The sequence below is a fragment of the Streptomyces sp. NBC_00459 genome, from assembly GCF_036013955.1.
In the GTDB taxonomy this organism is placed as follows: domain Bacteria; phylum Actinomycetota; class Actinomycetes; order Streptomycetales; family Streptomycetaceae; genus Streptomyces.
Genome location: NZ_CP107903.1, coordinates 1,170,815 through 1,188,468, shown reverse-complemented (window position 1 = coordinate 1,188,468; position 17,654 = coordinate 1,170,815). Strand labels below are relative to the sequence as shown.

Annotated in this window: 17 protein-coding genes; 10 read left to right on the top strand and 7 right to left on the bottom strand. The window is 69.8% G+C overall.

Annotated elements, in window-relative coordinates; all coding sequences use genetic code 11:
- Nucleotides 1–170 precede the first annotated feature (170 nt).
- On the top strand, nucleotides 171–1,766 hold the full coding sequence (locus tag OHN74_RS04950; RefSeq protein ID WP_327693297.1) for an alpha/beta hydrolase: 1,596 nt from the start codon (nucleotides 171–173) through the stop codon (nucleotides 1,764–1,766).
- Between the two features lie 65 nt (nucleotides 1,767–1,831).
- Here the strand turns inward: OHN74_RS04950 and OHN74_RS04945 are convergent, their stop codons facing one another.
- The 4 genes from OHN74_RS04945 to OHN74_RS42835 form a co-directional block, all read right to left on the bottom strand.
- Complete coding sequence (locus OHN74_RS04945) at nucleotides 1,832–2,854, bottom strand: NAD-dependent epimerase/dehydratase family protein (protein ID WP_327693296.1); 1,023 nt, start codon at nucleotides 2,852–2,854, stop codon at nucleotides 1,832–1,834.
- Nucleotides 2,855–2,939: 85 nt separating this feature from the next.
- The gene (locus OHN74_RS04940; protein ID WP_327693295.1) at nucleotides 2,940–3,689 is read right to left on the bottom strand and encodes a lysophospholipid acyltransferase family protein; all 750 of its coding nucleotides are present in this window, start codon (nucleotides 3,687–3,689) and stop codon (nucleotides 2,940–2,942) included.
- Between the two features lie 69 nt (nucleotides 3,690–3,758).
- Entirely contained in the window at nucleotides 3,759–4,532 is a 774-nt protein-coding gene (locus OHN74_RS04935; RefSeq protein ID WP_327693294.1) for a hypothetical protein, read from the bottom strand.
- Between the two features lie 39 nt (nucleotides 4,533–4,571).
- Nucleotides 4,572–5,036 carry a GNAT family N-acetyltransferase gene (locus OHN74_RS42835; RefSeq protein WP_443060346.1) on the bottom strand — a complete coding sequence of 155 codons (465 nt, stop codon included), beginning with the start codon at nucleotides 5,034–5,036 and terminating at the stop codon, nucleotides 4,572–4,574.
- 124 nt (nucleotides 5,037–5,160) lie between these two features.
- Between OHN74_RS42835 and OHN74_RS04925 the strand changes: the two genes are divergently transcribed.
- From OHN74_RS04925 to OHN74_RS04905, 5 genes are read left to right on the top strand one after another with little or no spacing between them, the layout of a single operon-like run.
- The gene (locus tag OHN74_RS04925; RefSeq protein ID WP_327693292.1) at nucleotides 5,161–5,910 is read left to right on the top strand and encodes an SCO2525 family SAM-dependent methyltransferase; all 750 of its coding nucleotides are present in this window, start codon (nucleotides 5,161–5,163) and stop codon (nucleotides 5,908–5,910) included.
- A gap of 14 nt (nucleotides 5,911–5,924) precedes the next feature.
- Nucleotides 5,925–7,766 (top strand): SCO2524 family protein, encoded by a 1,842-nt coding sequence (locus OHN74_RS04920; RefSeq protein WP_327693291.1) that lies wholly within the window; start codon nucleotides 5,925–5,927, stop codon nucleotides 7,764–7,766.
- A gap of 6 nt (nucleotides 7,767–7,772) precedes the next feature.
- Nucleotides 7,773–8,690, top strand: a complete 918-nt coding sequence (locus tag OHN74_RS04915; protein WP_327693290.1) for an SCO2523 family variant P-loop protein — start codon at nucleotides 7,773–7,775, stop codon at nucleotides 8,688–8,690.
- Complete coding sequence (locus tag OHN74_RS04910) at nucleotides 8,687–9,682, top strand: SCO2522 family protein (RefSeq protein WP_327693289.1); 996 nt, start codon at nucleotides 8,687–8,689, stop codon at nucleotides 9,680–9,682. The genes OHN74_RS04915 and OHN74_RS04910 overlap by 4 nt, the downstream gene beginning before the upstream one ends.
- Entirely contained in the window at nucleotides 9,679–10,647 is a 969-nt protein-coding gene (locus tag OHN74_RS04905) for an SCO2521 family protein (protein ID WP_327693288.1), read from the top strand. Before OHN74_RS04910 ends, OHN74_RS04905 begins: the two co-directional genes overlap by 4 nt.
- A 33-nt stretch (nucleotides 10,648–10,680) precedes the next feature.
- Here the strand turns inward: OHN74_RS04905 and rocD are convergent, their stop codons facing one another.
- The 3 genes from rocD to OHN74_RS04890 form a co-directional block, all read right to left on the bottom strand.
- Nucleotides 10,681–11,925: an ornithine--oxo-acid transaminase gene (gene rocD / locus OHN74_RS04900; RefSeq protein WP_327693287.1), complete on the bottom strand. Its 1,245-nt coding sequence runs from the start codon at nucleotides 11,923–11,925 to the stop codon at nucleotides 10,681–10,683.
- On the bottom strand, nucleotides 11,922–12,752 hold the full coding sequence (ddaH, locus tag OHN74_RS04895) for a dimethylargininase (RefSeq protein ID WP_327693286.1): 831 nt from the start codon (nucleotides 12,750–12,752) through the stop codon (nucleotides 11,922–11,924). The genes rocD and ddaH overlap by 4 nt, the downstream gene beginning before the upstream one ends.
- Nucleotides 12,753–12,875: 123 nt before the next feature.
- On the bottom strand, nucleotides 12,876–13,391 hold the full coding sequence (locus OHN74_RS04890; RefSeq protein WP_327693285.1) for an Lrp/AsnC family transcriptional regulator: 516 nt from the start codon (nucleotides 13,389–13,391) through the stop codon (nucleotides 12,876–12,878).
- 99 nt (nucleotides 13,392–13,490) lie between these two features.
- Here OHN74_RS04890 and OHN74_RS04885 point away from each other — a divergent pair, with 99 nt between their 5' ends.
- The 4 genes from OHN74_RS04885 to OHN74_RS04870 are packed head-to-tail and all read left to right on the top strand — an operon-like array spanning nucleotide 13,491 to nucleotide 17,635.
- Nucleotides 13,491–14,258 (top strand): LytR/AlgR family response regulator transcription factor, encoded by a 768-nt coding sequence (locus OHN74_RS04885; protein WP_327693284.1) that lies wholly within the window; start codon nucleotides 13,491–13,493, stop codon nucleotides 14,256–14,258.
- Nucleotides 14,259–14,275: 17 nt separating this feature from the next.
- The gene (locus tag OHN74_RS04880) at nucleotides 14,276–14,641 is read left to right on the top strand and encodes a hypothetical protein (protein WP_327693283.1); all 366 of its coding nucleotides are present in this window, start codon (nucleotides 14,276–14,278) and stop codon (nucleotides 14,639–14,641) included.
- A 19-nt stretch (nucleotides 14,642–14,660) separates the two neighbouring features.
- Complete coding sequence (locus tag OHN74_RS04875; protein WP_327693282.1) at nucleotides 14,661–16,424, top strand: sodium/solute symporter; 1,764 nt, start codon at nucleotides 14,661–14,663, stop codon at nucleotides 16,422–16,424.
- Nucleotides 16,421–17,635 carry a sensor histidine kinase gene (locus tag OHN74_RS04870; RefSeq protein WP_327693281.1) on the top strand — a complete coding sequence of 405 codons (1,215 nt, stop codon included), beginning with the start codon at nucleotides 16,421–16,423 and terminating at the stop codon, nucleotides 17,633–17,635. The genes OHN74_RS04875 and OHN74_RS04870 overlap by 4 nt, the downstream gene beginning before the upstream one ends.
- Nucleotides 17,636–17,654 lie beyond the last annotated feature (19 nt).

Here is a 17,654-nt window from a genome sequence, read left to right as displayed (position 1 = left end):
TTCGCCGATCAGGCAAATCCCCACACCACAGCGGATATCCGCTGAGCGGCACTCCCCTCACCGTTTATCGGATTGGTAAAGAAGCCTGCACACCCCCTGTTCACAGGTCCTGCACAGCGGCAAGGATCCCCCTTACCGACCAAGAACAACTACCTACGGGGGAGGCCCACTTGAGAGGCACCACACCGACGAGACGAGCCGCAGCGCTCGGTTCCGCCGGAGCACTCGTCACGGCGACCCTGATAGCCGGCGCCGTCGCGGCGCCCTCGGCCAGCGCGGACGCCCGCCACGGCAAGGACCGTGAGACGCGCGGCGCGACGATTGCCGCCGAACGAGCCGCGAAGGCCGGAATCGACTGGCAGGACTGCCCGGCCGACTGGGGCCTGGAGAAGCCGATCCAGTGCGGCTATGTCACGGTGCCGCTCGACTACGCGAAGCCGTACGGCAAGCAGATCAAGCTCGCCGTCGACCGTATCGGCAACACGGGGACGAAGGACGAGCGCCAGGGCGCGCTCGTCTACAACCCGGGTGGACCGGGTGCCTCCGGACTGCGTTTCCCGCGCCGGGTCACGACCAAGAACCCGCTGTGGACGAACGTGTCGAAGGCGTACGACTTCGTGGGCTTCGACCCGCGCGGAGTCGGCCACTCGGCGCCCATATCCTGCGTCGACCCGCAGGAGTTCGTGAAGGCGCCCAAGCCGGACCCGGTGCCGGACAGCGAGGCGGACAAGCGTGCCCAGCGCAAGTCGGCCCGTGAGTACGCCGAGGGCTGCTACGAGCGCAGCGGCGAGATGCTCCCGTACATGACCACGCCGAACACCGTGCGCGACCTGGACGTCATCCGTGCCGCGCTGGGGGAGAAGAAGCTCAACTTCCTCGGTGTCTCGTACGGGACGTACATCGCGGCGGTCTACGGCACGCTCTACCCGGGGCACGTCCGCCGTATGATCGCGGACAGCGTCGTCAATCCGTCGCGCGAGAAGATCTGGTACGAGGCCAACCTCGATCAGGACGTCGCGTTCGAGACGCGCTGGAACGACTGGCAGGACTGGGTCGCCAAGAACGACGCCGTCTTCCACCTCGGTACCACCCGGGCCCAAGTGCAGGCGAAGTGGCTGGAGTTGCGGGCCACCGCGAAGAAGAACCCGATCGGCGGGGTCGTGGGACCGGCCGAACTGATCGGATTCTTCCAGGGCGCCCCGTACTACGACTCGTCGTGGATTCCGGTCGCCACCGTGTTCAGCAAGTACTTCGCCGGTGACACCCAGGCGCTCGTCGACGCGGCGGCCCCCGACCTCACCGACACCGCGGGCAACGCGGCCTCCGAGAACGGCAACGCCGTCTACACGGCCGTCGAGTGCACCGACGCCAGGTGGCCCACCAGCTGGAAGAAGTGGGACCGCGACAACACCCGGCTGCACAAGAACTACCCGTTCCTGACCTGGGCCAACGCCTGGATGAACCTGCCGTGCGCGACCTGGCCGGTCAAGCAGCAGACCCCGGTGAACGTGAAGTCCGGCAAGGGCCTGCCGCCGGTGCTGATCGTGCAGTCCGAGCGGGACGCGGCCACTCCGTACGAGGGCGGTGTCGAACTGCACAAGCGCTTCAAGGGCTCCCGTCTGATCACCGAGAAGGACGCGGGCTCCCACGGCGTGACCGGGCTCGTCAACCCGTGCATCAACGAGCGGGTGGACACCTACCTGCTCACCGGCAAGGTGGACGCTGCGGACGTGACCTGCACCCCGCACGCCACACCGAAGCCGTAGTCGTAGCCGTAACGGTCAGTTGAACGGGGTGAGGGGCGGCCGGGAATCCGGCCGCCCCTTTCCCGTCACACGAGCCAGGCGTCCTCCGCCGCGTAGTCGAAGAGGTCGCCGTACGTCTCGTACATCTTGGGATACGCCTCCCGCCAGTCCCGCCCGGCCAGCCGGGCCTCGATCCAGGCGACGGTCTCCGGCAGGCGCTCCGCGTAGGTGACGACTGGCCGGTAGCCCAACTCCCGTTCGGCGGCGGACATGTCGCACACCACGGGCACCGGGGTCGACCACGGGGTGTCGCCCACGGTGGGCGCCGGGGGCGGACCGTCCACCAGGACGTTCTCCGCCTCGACCCCCATCACGGCGTCGATCGCCCCGGCGATCTCCGCCACCGTGGGCGCCTCGGGATCGACGGCGTTCAGAACCCGGGAACCAGGACGTGCGGCGGCCAGCCGGATCAGCTCGGCGATGTTGTGGACACTCGCCGGATGCAAACGGCTCGTGCCACCGTGGGCGAGGACCCGCCGACGCCGTCCGTCCAGGTTGCGCTTGACGAAGTACAGCTCGCGCGGGGTACGGCAGTACGGTCCGTGGATCGCGCCCGCCCGCAGCAGAGTGGCCGGCAACTGGTCGCCGACGGCGAGGAGCTCGCGTTCGAGGCCCGCCTTCCGGGTGCCGTACGAGTTCTCGCCCGGCCGGACCGTGCGCTGCTCCTCGGGGATCGGCACCGGGTACTCGGGAAAGCCGCCGGGCTCCGCCTGGGTGTCGAAGCTCCGGCCCTTGTCGTCCTCGTACACGGACACGCTGGAGATCACCACCGCCGACCCGACCCGCCCGGCGAGACCGGCCAGCTGTCGTGCGTGCTCGGGCCCGTAGGCCACCATGTCCACGAGGACGTCGCATCCGTCGCCCACGGCAGCCGCGAGCGCCACGTCGTCGGTTCGGTCCGCGACCGCGACCCGCACCTCGTCCGGCCAGTTCCCGTCCCGGCCGCCGCCCCGCGAGACGGCGGTCACCTCCCACCCGTCCCGGGCGAGCGCCCCCACGGCCACCCGTCCGATCTGCCCGGTCGCCCCGATCACCACAGCTCGTCTCATGCGACGACGGTATCCGCCGCAGGCAGCGGAACCGATGCGGATTAGCTGTCAGCAGATCGCCCACGCCGGCGGCCGGGGGACACAGTCAACTGAGCGGCATACGCGGGAACTTGCGCTCCCGCTGCTCTTTCTCCGCCTTCTTCTCGGCGGCCTTCCGATCGGCCTCCTCCTTCTTGGCGACGGCCGCGTACTGGTCGACGTACTCCTGCCCGGAGAGGTTGAGGATGGCGTACATGATCTCGTCGGTGATGGCCCGCAGCACCGCCTTCTCGTCCTCCATCCCGTGGTAGCGGGAGAAGTCGAGGGGCTTGCCGAAGCGGATCCCCACGGGATGGATGTTCGGGATGACCTTGCCCGGCGGCTGCGCCTCGAAGGTGCCGATCATCGCGCAGGGGATGACGGGCACCTGGGCCCTGAGCGCCATGACGGCGACCCCGACCTTGCCCTTGTACAGTCGCCCGTCGTGCGACCGGGTGCCCTCCGGATAGATACCGAGCAGCTCGTCCTTGCTCAGCACCCCGAGCCCTTCGCGGATCGCGGCCTGCCCCGCCTCCTTGCCGGACCGGTCCACCGGAATCTGCCCGGCGCTGCGGAAGAAGTACGCGGTCAGCCGCCCCTTGACGCCGGGGCCCGTGAAGTACTCGGCCTTCGCGAGGAAGGTGATGCGCCGCTTGAGGATCGCGGGCATCAGGAAGTGGTCCGAGAACGAGAGGTGATTGCCGGCGACGATGGCAGCGCCTGAGGACGGTACGTGTTCGAGACCTTCGATCCGGGGCCGGAAGACAAGTCTCAGCAGCGGCCCGAGCAGCACGTATTTGAGTACGTAATAGAACAAGGGCGTCGCTCCTCACTGGGGAGGTCAGTCTATGTGTCGGGGCGGTCTCCTGTAACGGGGTGATCAGCCTCAGGTGCAGTCCGGCAGGACTTCGTTGAGACGCTTGAATCCCACCTCCCACATACGGTCCAGCTCGGCGAAGTCACTCTCCGTGAGAGTGGCTTCGGTGCTCGGGAGAAGGGGCAGTTTGCTGAGGATGACCTTGGTGACGATGTTGGTGGAGTCCCAGGTCCTGACGAAACCCGCGCCGAAGTACTCCGAGAGCTCGCCGTCGAACTGCGGATAGACCTCGACGAAGACGTTCGCCTCGTCGCCCGCCTTGCGGCTGACGACGGTCAGCCGCTCATGCCGTACGAAGGCTTCCACCAGGTATTTGTGAGTCAGCCCGCTGTCGGCCTGGACGTCGATCTCCACGGCCAGGGATCCGATGTGGGCACTGAGGTGGAAGGGGTACTGCTCGTACCGCCAGACGTTCTTCCCGCGCAGGGTCGTCACGAAGTAGTGGTGCCACGGGTACCTCGCGGCGGCCAGGCGGGCGTTGTCCGACCGCAGGGTGCTGGTGAGGGAGTCCTCCAGCACGTCCCGCATGTGCTGGAGGGTCTCTCGGTCGGAGGCCCGGGCGACCATGATGCTGATGACCGCACCGACGATTCCGCCGCCGAGGGCGGTGAGAACACCGGAGATCTCCTGGTTGGCCAGCGAGATCCTGCCGTCCTCCTCGGAGGCCGCGGCGAAGGCGACACCGAATCCGGTGGTGACGACGCCCAGTGCCAGAATCAGCCAGGCTCGGGCCTCGGAGGCCGCGCCGGATGCGCCGTCTCTCGTGCTGCTTCTTCGGGCCATTCCGCTGTCTCCCCCGCGTTCCCGGTGGCATGTGGAATATCAGTCCATGGTGTAGCTCATCGAAAAACGATGGTTTCCTGGACCGTAGTAGTCGGTGAGGAGTTCGCCGTCCTGGAATCCGTAACTCTTGTAGAGCGCACGAGCCACATGGTTTTTCTCTCGCACCACGAGCTCCATACGTCGGGCTCCTGCTTCCCTGACTTGCTCTACCGCGGCGTTCAGGAGGGATCGGCCGCAGCCCTGACCCTGGAATTCCGGCAGTACGGCGAGTGCCAGAAGGCACGCGTAGTTCTCCCGGGCGACGAGTACGGGCAGCGCGTACCCGCACAGAACTCCGTCGCGTTCGAGCAGGAGGAAGTCACGGCGATGGGCGTCGAACAATTGCCGGAGAACGAGATGGGTGTAGCCGTCGGTCTCGCCGAAAGCCTCGTGGTCGAGCCGATACAGGTCGGCAAGATCCTTTTCTCGGGGGGAGCGGAACTGATCTTGCCCGCTGGTTGACATACCTGAGGGCAAAGGCTTGGTCCTTCTCGCGAGAGTCTGTGCAGATCCTACGTAAAGTAGCACCGGGGTGCGGGAGTTGGTAGTACCCTCAGCCTTCCAGGCTCGGCTGGCTCCGGGGAGACGCATGGCAGGGAACTCCGCGTACGACTGGGATGCATTTGACTCGGAGGCTTATCTCAAGCGCAATTATGCGCGCCTGCACAATGAGGACCATAAAATCCTGAAGATCGTACGTGATTTTCTTTGCAGTCAGTCTTTCGATGTGGGTGCGCGTGGTGTCGATGTGGGGTCTGGAAGCAATCTCTATCCGGCCCTTGCGATGCTTCCATTCTGCGCCGAGATAAGCCTTTTGGAGTTTTCCGAAGCGAACAGGAGATGGCTCTCCGGGCGGCTGGACAAGGGGTATTTGGGTAATTGGGAAATATTCTGGCGGGTGCTGGCCGAGAATGAGGTGTATCGCGCCGTTCAGGGGCCTGGCGAAGAACTGCGGGCGCGCGCGACCGTGCGGGAGTGGGACATCCTCAGGTCCACCCCCGACAAGCGGTGGGATCTCGGCACCATGTTCTTCGTGGCGGAGTCGATCACCACGGACCGGGCGGAGTTCACCACCGCCCTGAAACAGTTCATCGCCCTGCTGAAGCCGGGAGCACCCTTCGTCATCACCTTCATGGAGAATTCCAGCACGGGGAACTTCAGCGGATACGAGGTCGGCAATCGGACCTTTCCCGCCCTCGGCATCATCGAGTCCGATGTCGAGGAGTGTCTGTCGGACCTGAGCAATGGCCGGGAGTTCCACCACATCGACCCTGCCGCCGACGATCCGATCAGGGACGGCTACGTCGGCATGATCCTCGTGCACGGGCACGCCAAGTAGTTGGACCGCCGACCATGATGATCCAGCCTCGCCGCGCCCTGCTCGCCGTCTGGGACGCGATCCTGAACTGCTCCACCACCGCACCGGGGGACTGGACCAACCCCGGACGCGACGGCGCCAACTCGATCAGCGACGCCGAACAGCTCGTGTGTCTCCTCTACCCCGCGCTGAAGGTCCCCGACCTGGGATTCTCGGTACCCGACGACACCGGATCGGATGTTCTGCGGGCCCTGTCCCCGCTGGGCGACTGGGCGGGCATCCCGAGAACCGTGACCGCTGTGATCGAGGGTTACCTGGACACCTACTCCGACAGCGAGGGCCGGCCGGTGTTCCCGCCGGGCAGCTATCTGCGGCCCCTGCGCCCGGACACCGAACCGGCCGACGAGCAGAGCCGGTTGGAGACGGTCGAGGCGTACTCGATGTCGGTGACGCTCTCCCTGTCGGCGCTGGCCTTCGTGAAGAGCTTCGCGAAACACGTCCAGGGCGCGGAGCTGACCGAGGCTCTGCGGCGCACCGAGCGAGCCCTGAACATCCGGCTGACCCACGCCATGCGGGGACTGCTGAACAGCTTCACGGTGGACGTCTTCCCCCAGGACTCCCCGAAGGGCGCCGCACTGCTGCGGGCCGTCGACCAGCGGAGCCAGCCCCGGAGGACGCTTCTCGACGGGCTCAGAAACGAACTGCAGCCGATCCGGGCAGGGTTGCTGGGCCTGGCGCTTCCCGAGGCCGTCGCCGCGCGCCTCGGTGACGAGTCCCTGCTGTTCCAGTGCGGCTGGGCGTGGGGACCGATGGGGACGGAGGACGACACCCGCCCCCTCCAGATGACCGCCGATCCCGTCCCGTCCCTCTACTTCACGGTGGCGGCGATGGACGGCATCGTCGACTTCTTCGCCAGTCAGACCGCGCGCATGGGACTCCTCGGCCCGCAGCAGCAGACGTTGGCCCACGATCTTCGCCTGCGCTGGGAACTGACCCAGAGCTACTGGACCGCGCTCGCGCGTTTCGGCGGCGGACGCTGGCCGCTCAAGGACATGCGGTGGCGGGTGGGGGACCACGAGGAGGACCAGGAGTCCGACTACGTGACGCTCCAGGTCGCCTCCGTCGTGGTGCACAACCTGATGCGCCACCGCGGTGTCGACGATGTGACACCGGTCGACGACCTGCGCCCGCTGGTCGACGTACTGGAGGAACTGGCGGACCGCGGCGGTATCACGAGACGCCCGTCCGAACGGGCGCGGACCGTACAACTCCACGACCCCGGGGAACTGTTGCCACTGCCCGGAGCGGACCGGCACGGCGGACCCCCGGTCGGCTGGCGCACGGCGGACTACACACCCATGCTGCTCAAACGCATGCTTCAGGTGGCCGGTCTCACCCAGGATCTGAGCCAGCGCGACCGGATGCTGTCGGCGGCGGACGCGCTCTTCGACCACCTCTGGCGACGACGCCTCACCCAGGGCCGTGCGGCGGGTCTGTGGGACGCGCCGGGCTCCGTGTTCGGTACACAGGGCCCGAGCCCTGACGCACCCTCCTGGTACCTGACCGAGCGGGTGGTCGAGGTGCTGGTCGTCGCCGCGTCAACGGTGAGCGCGCGGCCCGCCCGCAGCCCGCTGCTCCTGGACCTGGCCGGAGAGCTGCTGCGCGAGGCGGAACACCTCTTCGCCCAGGAGATGATGAGCCCACCGCTGAGCGATTCCTCGGCCGAGGTCCTGCTCGTCCGGATCGAAGCGGACCTGCGGGAGGTCCGTGACCTCGTCGAACTGCGTCCCGGCACCGCCGTCGCGCTGGCCCAGGAAGCGCTGCGTGACCTCCACGCACTGGTGCGAGCCCGGACCCGGGCAACGAGGGGCGGCTGAAACGCTGTGATCGTCTTCGCGACCTCGGACAAGGGCGGCACCGGACGGTCCGTCACCTGCGCCAACATCGCCTACCGGCGTGCGCTCGACGGTGACGACGTCGCCTACGTCGACTTCGACTTCGGGTCCCCGACGGCTGCCGCGGTCTTCGAACTGACCGAAGCGGTACGGGGAGTGGAGGGCAACGGAGTGCACTCCTGTCTCCAAGGACACGCCGGGGAGCCTGACCGGCTGGACGTGTGGTCGCTCTCCGAGCGCAAGGAGGTGCGTGCTTCCCTCGCGCGCGCGGGCCGCCTCTGCCTGGTGCCGGGCGACCGAGGCGGCGGCGAATTCCCCGTCGACGACGACGTGACGCGGCGCTGCGTGGATCTGTTCCTCGCGCTGGAGGCGGAGTTCGACGTGACCATCGTGGACCTCAGCGCCGGACGCTCCTACGCCATCGACATCGCCCTGCGGGCCACCGCGGCGCCCGAGCTGAGCGACCGCGTGTCACGGTGGCTCGTCTTCCATCGCTGGACCCACCAGCACATCACGGCCACGGAGGGTCTGGTGCACGGCGACCGCGGAATCCTGCGGACGGGTGCCGAGCGGGGCCACGACGAGAGAGCACTCGCCGCGAGGATCAGATACGTACGGGCCGCCGTGCCCGACCTCCACTCCCCGAACGTCGAGTCGCTGCGGCCCGAACAGGTCAGATGGCTCCAGATCCGTGACGCCGACCTCACCCGCAAGTCCGCGCGGGCGAAGCTGGGCAGGACGGTCACGCTCGGGACCGTGCCGCTCGACCCCGTACTCCAGTGGAACGAGCAACTGATCACCGACGACGACGTGCGCCGGGCCGGGGTCGCCAACGCCGGGACGGCCGACGCGTTCACGGACCTCGCGCGGGCGCTGACCGACGACGACAGGTGGACCACCCTGTGACCGGCGTCGGCGCGGAGGGCCCGGGGGAGTCCGGCTGGAGCTATCGCGAGGACTCCGCCGAACCGCCCACCGAGCAGGTGCCCTACTCCCACCTGTCCATCGAGCTCGGGCACCTGTACATGGAGGACTTCGCGGCCGGACCGGAGCGGCTGCGCGCCCACTTCGCGGAGGTGGCGCCCTGGGCCGACGCCGCCCGCGTCCGGGCCGGCAGAAAACGCCGGGTCAGCACCTGCTTCCTGGTCGACGACTACTTCACCCGGTTCTCCTCGCCCGCGCAGGTGATCCCCATGGTGACCGAGGCCGCCGCGGAGGCCGGTCTGCGCATCGACTACCTGGCCCGCGAGTCGGCGTGCGCCACCGCCGACGGCGTCGAGATCGCCGACCTGCTGCTCGCCCGCCTGGTCGCGGAACCGCCCGTGGGCAGCAACGGCCGGCGTCCGCCGGTGGAGGAGTCCGGCTGGCTCAGCAACGGTGTACGGTCACCGGTCACCGGTCAGGCCCAGGCGATGTCCCCCGGCTCCGGCTGGCAGCCGCCCCGGCAGCTCGGAGCCCGACGGCACTCCGTCTTCATGGACGTGGAGCTGTGGTCGGAGGAACCCGGCGGGCGCCTGTGGTCGTGCCCGTTCCTCGCCGCCGTATGGCAGTTGCTCCGGCTCGGGCTGCTCCGGGACCAGGGCGCGGCGGTGGTGCGCGCGCACGACTGGCGGGAACAGACGTTCCCCGACGACTGGGCGGCCCTGCCGCCGCTGGTGCGACTCTCCCCGAAGGCGGCGCCGTTCGCCGCGTACCGCACCTTCTCGGTCCTCGCGAGCCGCTTCCTCCCCGTCGAGCACGCCGTACGCGTGATCCTGGAACACACGGCCCCCGACCCCGACGCCCTACGCCAACTCACCGAGCGCGCGGGAGAGTTGACGCAGGGCATGCCGTCCGGCCCGACCGAGCGGATCGAGTACGTGTTCACCGCTTCGCACCTCCAGGGCGGTGACGTATGACTGCGCGGTCCGAGACCGGCGGCTCCCCGTTGGTCGTACTCGGCGAGATCCGCACCGGGCTGCTCATGAACCGGTCGCCCCTGCCCGCCCCCGCCGACGCGCGCCTGCTGGAACTCGTGCCGGGCGAGAGGGTCCGGGTGCACGAGCGACCGGTCCGCCGGGTGGTGTCCGCCGATCTCCCGTACGGCGTGGACTGTCCGCTGTTCACGGAGACGGGCCGACGGGTGCGTGGCATAGGCACCCTGCTCACCCGGGCCTGTGTGGTGGGCGGCCGGATCGTCCAGGGTTCGACGCGTGCCGTGGTCGTCGCAGGCGCGGACCGCCGACTGCCCTGGGCGCACTATCTGACGAGACCGGGCGTGGTCGAGACCGGCGGGCGCGGCGCTCCGGAGAACCTCCGGAGCCGGTTCCTGGCCGGTCGCGACGACGACGGACTGGACCCCGGAGCCGTGAGCGCGTCGCTGGTCGGCCGGGTCCAGCGGTCACCGCTGCTCGACCACCGAGCGGCGTTCCCGGCCCGGCGTACGAGGCTGCGCTGGGCCGCCGCCGTGGGCGGCGAGGGCTTCCACGGTGCCTTCGCGCTGGCCGACGACGAGACACGCACGCTGCGCCTCACTCTCGGACCGACGGCCGCAGCGACACCGGAGCGGCTGGCGACCCTGTGCGAGGACCTGGCCCTGCACGACTGGCTGCTCACCACGGTCGCCCTCGTCGTCGAGCGGGCCTGCGTCGACGGCGACAGCGCCGGCCTGCGCGCACTGCGCCCGGTCGTCGACGGCCTGGTCCATCTGTGGATGCCGGGCGCGGGCGTCGCCCCGGGCCTCCTGAAGGTGTGGGAGCACCTGGAGGAACGCCCGGGACTCACCCGCCAGTGGAACGCGTGCGTACACCGGCTGCGCGATCACATGGCGCTGCGCGCACTGGAGTTGATGACGGCACGGCGGGAGGACGCCCCACCCGGGTGAGGGGCGGGCGGAGCCGCGCCGTGCCGGTCCGCGTCAGGCTCCCCGCGTCAGCACCCGCTCCAACGTGCCCAGGGCCGTTGCCAGTTCCTCCCCGGTGACCGTCAAGGGCGGCGCCAGCCGGATCGTCGACCCGTGGGTGTCCTTGACCAGGATCCCCTCCCGCATCAGCCGCTCGCTGATCTCCCGTCCGGTCCCGATGGCCGGGTCGACGTCGACCCCCGCCCACAGTCCCCGAGACCGGAACCCGACGACGCCCTTGCCGACCAGCCCGGTCAGACCGTCGCGCAGGACGACGCCCAACTCATCGGCCCTGCGCTGGAATTCGCCGGTCTCCAGCAGTTCGACCACGGCCTGGCCGACCGCCGCCGCCAGGGGGTTGCCGCCGAACGTCGAGCCGTGCTCGCCCGGTCGCAGCACCCCGAGGACGTCCCGGCGCGCGACCACCGCCGACACCGGCACGATGCCGCCGCCCAGGGCCTTGCCGAGGAGCAGCATGTCCGGGACGACGTTCTCGTGGTCCACCGCCAGCGTGCGGCCGGTGCGGCCCAGACCCGACTGGATCTCGTCGGCGACGAACAGACAGCCCTTGCGGCGCGTCAGTTCGCGTACGCCGGTCAGATAGCCGTCGTCCGGGATGAGGACGCCCGCCTCGCCCTGGATGGGCTCCAGGAGGACCGCCGCCGTCGTCTCGTCGATCGCCTCCTCCAGGGCCGCCAGGTCGTTGTAGGGCACGATCCGGAAGCCCGGCGTGAACGGACCGAAGCCCGCCCTGGCCGTCTCGTCGGTCGAGAAGCTGACGATCGTCGTCGTACGGCCGTGGAAGTTGTCGGCCGCCACCACGATCGTCGCCCGGTCGGCGGGGACGCCCTTCACGTCGTACGCCCATTTGCGGGCCACCTTGATGGCGCTCTCGACCGCCTCCGCGCCGGTGTTCATCGGCAGGACCATCTCCATGCCCGTCAACTCGGCCAGAGAGGTGGCGAATTGGGCGAGACGGTCGTTGTGGAAGGCCCGGGAGGTCAGGGTGAGCCGGTCCAGCTGGCGGTGTGCCGCCTCGATCAGCGCCGGGTGGCGGTGGCCGAAGTTGAGGGCCGAGTAGCCGGCCAGCATGTCCAGATAACGGCGGCCCTCGACGTCCTCGACCCAGGCGCCCTCGGCGCGGGCCACGACGACGGGCAGCGGGTGGTAGTTGTGCGCGAGGACCGGTTCCTCGGCGCGGATCAGCTCCGCGGAGGTCTGCGTGCTGGTGCTCGAGCCTGTGCTCGCGAGTGCGGTCATGAGCGGATCTCCTGAGTGCAGCACTTGATGCCGCCGCCTGCCTTGCGGAACTCCGACAGGTCGACGGGGACGGGAAGGTAGCCGTGGCGCGTCAGTTCGGCGGCGAGGGCCGTGGCGCCCGGGTCGATGAAGACGTGGTGGCCGTCCGAGACCGAGTTCAGACCGAACGTCATCGCGTCCTCGCGGGTCGCGACGACCGCGTCCGGGTACAGCCGCGCCAGCACCTCACGGCTGCCCGGTGAGAACGCGCCCGGGTAGTACGCGATGTTTCCCTCGTGGCTGTCGTCGCTCTCGTCGAGGACGAACAGCGCCGTGTCCAGGTGATAGAAGTACGGGTCCGTCAGCTTGAGGCCGATCACCGGGACACCGAAGTACTCCTGCACCTCGTGATGGGCCTCACGGGTCGTACGGAAGCCCGTGCCCGCCAGGATCCAGCGGCCGGCCGGGACCAGGTCGCCCTCGCCCTCGCACACCGACTCGGGGCGGTACACGTCGAAGCCCGCCGACTTGAACCACGTCTCGTACGCGGTCGACTCGGGGCGGCGCTCGGGGGCGTGGAAGGAGGAGCCGAAGACTCGGCCGTCGACGACGACCGCCGAGTTCGCGGCGAACACCATGTCGGGCAGGCCGGCGACCGGCTCCACGGTGTCCACGGTGTGGCCATGGGCGCGGTAGGCGCTGATCAGTGAGCGCCACTGCTCCTGGGCCAGATCCACGTCCACCCTGGTGTCGGGGTTCATCCAGGGGTTGATCGCGTACTGCACGGCGAAATGTCTGGGTTCACAGACGAGAAAGCGCCGGGGGCGCGGCACACGGCTGTCGGGCACAGAGGGGTTCCTCCGCTTCCTGCAATGTTCCAGTGGGATGTGACCACGGTAGGAACTGAGCCCTACGCTCGCCAAGCGACAACGATTGCGTGTCCGCGCAGGAATCCTGCGTCTTTGGCCACCTCAACGCAGGTCTGATGCGTTGTCCGAAGCGGTGTTCGGAGCGGGATGGGTGGCGCCCGCCTCCGGGCTTTCCGGGAGGAGGTGGGACAGCACCATGTAGCTGATCGTCTTCCGGATGAACGGCTCCCTGCGGATGCGTTCCAGCACGTTCTCGAAGTGCCCCACATCCGTTGCCCGCACATGCAGCAGCGCGTCCGCGCCCCCCGTCACCGTCATCGCCGCCGTGATCTCCGGATGGTTGCGTACGACCTCGGCCAGCCGCCGCGGCGGCGCCGCGCCCTCGCAGTACACCTCGACGTACGCCTCCGTGCTCCAGCCGAGCGCCGACGGCTCCACCGTCGCGGTGAACCCGGTGATCACACCCGTCTCGCGCAGCCGGTCCACCCGCCGCTTCACCGCCGTGGCCGACAGCCCGACCGCGGCGCCGATCTCGGCGAAGCTCGTACGGGCGTTCGCCATCAAGGTGGTGATGATCTTCCGGTCCACTCCGTCGAAAGGTGCCGGCCTGCTGTTCATCCGGGCACTGTATCCAGCGACGCCGGGCACCGCGCCCAGCTGCGGCCTGCACGCCGGACGCATGTGCACACGTACGAATTCCACCTACACTCCACCTTCATGCTGCGCGCCCTCGCCGTCGACGACGAACGCCCCTCCCTGGAGGAGCTGCTGTATCTGCTGCACGCGGATCCACGGATCAGCAGCGCCGAGGGAGCCGGTGACGCCACCGAGGCACTGCGCCGCATCAACCGGGCCCTGCAGTCGGGTCCCGGAGGCCCCGAGGCGATCGATGTCGTCTTCCTGGACATCCACATGCCCGGCCTCGACGGTCTCGACCTGGCCCGGCTCCTCACCGGGTTCGCCAAACCGCCGCTCGTCGTGTTCGTCACCGCCCACGAGGACTTCGCCGTCCAGGCCTTCGACCTCAAGGCCGTCGACTACGTCCTGAAACCGGTACGCAAGGAACGTCTCGCCGAGGCGATCCGCAGAGCCGCCGAACTGCGGACCAGCGCCCCGCCCGTTCCCGCGCCCATACCCGTGCACGAACCCGACCCCGACCACATACCCGTCGAACTCGGCGGTGTGACCCGCTTCGTCGCCGTCGACGACATCACCCACGTCGAGGCCCAGGGCGACTACGCCCGTCTGCACACCGACCGGGGCAGTCACCTCGTACGCATCCCGCTCTCCACCCTGGAGGAGCGCTGGCGCGCCCGCGGGTTCGTCCGTATCCACCGCCGCCATCTCGTCGCCCTGCACCACATCGGCGAACTCCGCCTCGACGCGGGCACCGTCAGCGTCCTGGTCGGCGCCGAGGAACTCCAGGTCAGCCGACGGCACGCCCGCGAGCTGCGCGACCTGCTCATGCGTCGGCCCGCGAGCTGAAGGGCGGAGCCCCACCCATGCCCCAGGACCCCTCCGAACGCCGGGTCGTCGTCACCGGACCGCCCCGGCGCGTCCGCCGGACCTCGGGCTACTACCGGCCGCGCACCGAGATCGACGAACAGACCACCCTCGGCCACACCTACGTCCGCTCCCTGATGCGCTCCCAACTCCGCGCCGCCTTCACCGTGTTCGCGGTCCTCGCCCTGCTCATCGCCCCGCTGCCGCTGCTCTTCGCGGCGATGCCCGACGCCCACCACATGGAGTGGCTGATCCTCGGCTTCGGCCTCTACGCGCCCCTGGTGCTGCTCGCCCGCTGGTACGTGCGGCGCGCCGAACGCAACGAGCGGGACTTCGTCCGGCTGGTCGAGGACCAGGACCGCTGATGAACAGGAACCGGTCCCGGTGAACGAGAACTACGCCGTCCCCGCCGTCGCCCTCGTCGTCGTGGCGACGGTCTTCGTCGGCGCGTTCGGCCTGCGCATCTCCCGCACCACCTCCGACTTCTACGTCGCCTCCCGCACCGTCGGCCCTCGCCTCAACGCCGCCGCGATCAGCGGCGAGTACCTCTCCGCCGCCTCCTTCCTCGGCATCGCGGGCCTCGTCCTCGTCCAGGGCCCCGACATGCTCTGGTACCCCGTCGGCTACACCGCCGGCTACCTCCTGCTGCTCCTCTTCGTCGCCGCTCCGCTGCGCCGCTCAGGCGCCTACACGCTCCCCGACTTCGCGGAGGCGCGCCTCGCCTCCCAGGCCGTACGACGGCTCGCCGGGGCCTTTGTCGTCGGCGTAGGCTGGCTCTATCTGCTGCCCCAACTCCAGGGCGCCGGGCTGACGTTGGCGGTACTGACCGACGCGCCGGACTGGGCCGGCGGGGTCATCGTCGCGGTCGTCGTGGTCGCCACCGTCGCCGCCGGCGGCATGCGCAGCATCACCTTCGTCCAGGCCTTCCAGTACTGGCTGAAGCTCACCGCACTGCTCGTCCCCGCCCTCTTCCTCGTCCTCGCCTGGCAGGTCGACGGCGCCCCGCGCCACGCCTTCGACGAACCCGCCACCTTCCGCGAACAGCGCGTCGTCCGCGTCGAGGACGGCCTCGACCTGAAGCTGAAGGCACCGCTCACCGTCACCGTGACCGGCACGGTCGACGGCCGCCCGCACCAGGACCAGGTCCTCCACCTCCCCGCGGGCACCCATCACATCGACCGCGGCACCCGCCTCACCTTCGCCAGGGGCGCCGCCGTCCCCCAGGCCGAGCGCGGCACCAACGGCGGCATGTCGACCTCCCTCGCCGAGGGCCGCGAGGAACGCCCGCTGTACGCCACGTACGGCCTGATCCTCGCCACCTTCCTCGGCACCATGGGCCTGCCGCACGTCGTGGTCCGCTTCTACACCAGCCCGCACGGCGTAGCCGCCCGCCGCACCACCGTCGCCGTCCTCGGCCTCATCGGCGCCTTCTACCTCCTCCCGCCCGTCTACGGTGCCCTGGGCCGCCTCTACGCCCCCGAACTGGCCCTCACCGCCGACGCCGACGCCGCCGTGCTCCTGCTGCCCGACCGTGTGATCGGCGGCCTCGGCGGCGACCTCCTGGGCGCACTGGTGGCCGGCGGTGCCTTCGCCGCGTTCCTGTCCACCGCGTCCGGGCTCACCATGGCCGTCGCGGGCGTCCTCACCCAGGACGTCCTGCCCTCGCGAGGCGTACGGCACTTCCGCCTCGGTACGGTCATCGCCATGGCCGTACCGCTCGCCGCCAGCGCCATCGTGGGCGGACTCCCCGTCGCCGACGCCGTCGGGCTCGCCTTCGCCGTGTCCGCGTCCTCCTTCTGCCCGCTGCTCGTCCTCGGCATCTGGTGGCGGCGCCTGACCCCGCCCGGCGCCGCCGCCGGGATGCTCGTCGGCGGGGGCTCCGCACTCCTCGCCGTGGCCGCGACCATGGCCGGATTCCCGGGCACGGGCGCCCTGCACGCCCTGCTGGCCTGGCCCGCGCTCTGGTCGGTGCCCCTGGGCTTCCTCACCATGGTCCTGGTGTCCCTGGCCACCCCGGGCCGCGTCCCGGCCGGTACGGCGGCCATCCTGGCCCGCTTCCATCTGCCGGAGGAGCTGTCCGGGGCGCACGGCGGTCACGGCGGCCACGGTCTGGCAGGGGGCGCGCGTACGGAGGTGACCCGGACATGAGCGGATTCCTCGCCGGGCTCTGCGTGGCCATCCTCCCGCTGCTGGCCGCCGGTTTCTGGCTAGGCCGGCGCACCGCCCGCCCCGAACGCCTCGGCGGCCTCGGCACCCCCGTCGAGCACGCCACCTTCGAGACCCTGCACACCGCCTCCCTCGCCGCGCCCCCGCTGCGCGCCGGCCTCACCGAGGAGACCGCCGGCCGCTCGGCCCGCCGACTGCGCACCCTGCTCGGCACGGACGCCCTCTGCCTCACCGACCAGAAGTCGGTCCTCGTCTGGGACGGCGTCGGCGAACACCATCGCGCCGAGATCCTGGAACGTCTCGCCGGACCCCTGGAAACCGGCCGAGGCGAAGCCTTCCGCCTCACCTGCGACGCCCCGGACTGTCCCCTGCGCTGGGCCGTCGTGGCCCCGCTCACCGTCGACGACCGCGTCCACGGTGCCCTCGTCGCCTGCGCGCCCCGCGAGTCCGCCGTCCTCGTCCGCGCCGCCGGGGAGGTCGCGAGGTGGGTCTCGGTCCAGCTGGAGCTGGCGGACCTCGACCAGTCCCGGACCCGTCTGATCGAGGCCGAGATCAAGGCACTTCGCGCCCAGATATCCCCGCACTTCATCTTCAACTCGCTCGCGGTGATCGCCTCGTTCGTGCGCACCGACCCCGAGCGCGCCCGCGAACTGCTGCTGGAATTCGCCGACTTCACCCGCTACTCGTTCCGCAGGCACGGCGACTTCACCACCCTCGCCGACGAACTCCACGCCATCGACCACTACTTGGCCCTCGTCCGGGCACGCTTCGGCGACCGCCTCTCCGTCACCCTCCAGATCGCCCCCGAGGTACTCCCGGTCGCCCTGCCCTTCCTCTGCCTCCAGCCCCTCGTGGAGAACGCCGTCAAACACGGTCTGGAGGGCAGGGCGGCGTTCGCGGGCAAGAGCCACATCAGCATCACCGCGCAGGACACGGGGGCCGAGGCCCTGGTCGTCATCGAGGACGACGGCGCCGGAATGGACCCGGTCCTGCTCCGCCGTATCCTCGCGGGCGAGGTCAGCCCGTCCGGCGGCATCGGCCTCTCGAACGTGGACGACCGCCTGCGCCAGGTGTACGGCGACGACCACGGCCTCGTCATCGAGACCGCGCCCGGCGCCGGCATGAAGATCACCGCCCGGCTGCCGAAGTACCAGCCGGGCGTCCACTCGGCGGGCCGGCTCTTCGAGAACTGACCCGACCCGCCATTGACCC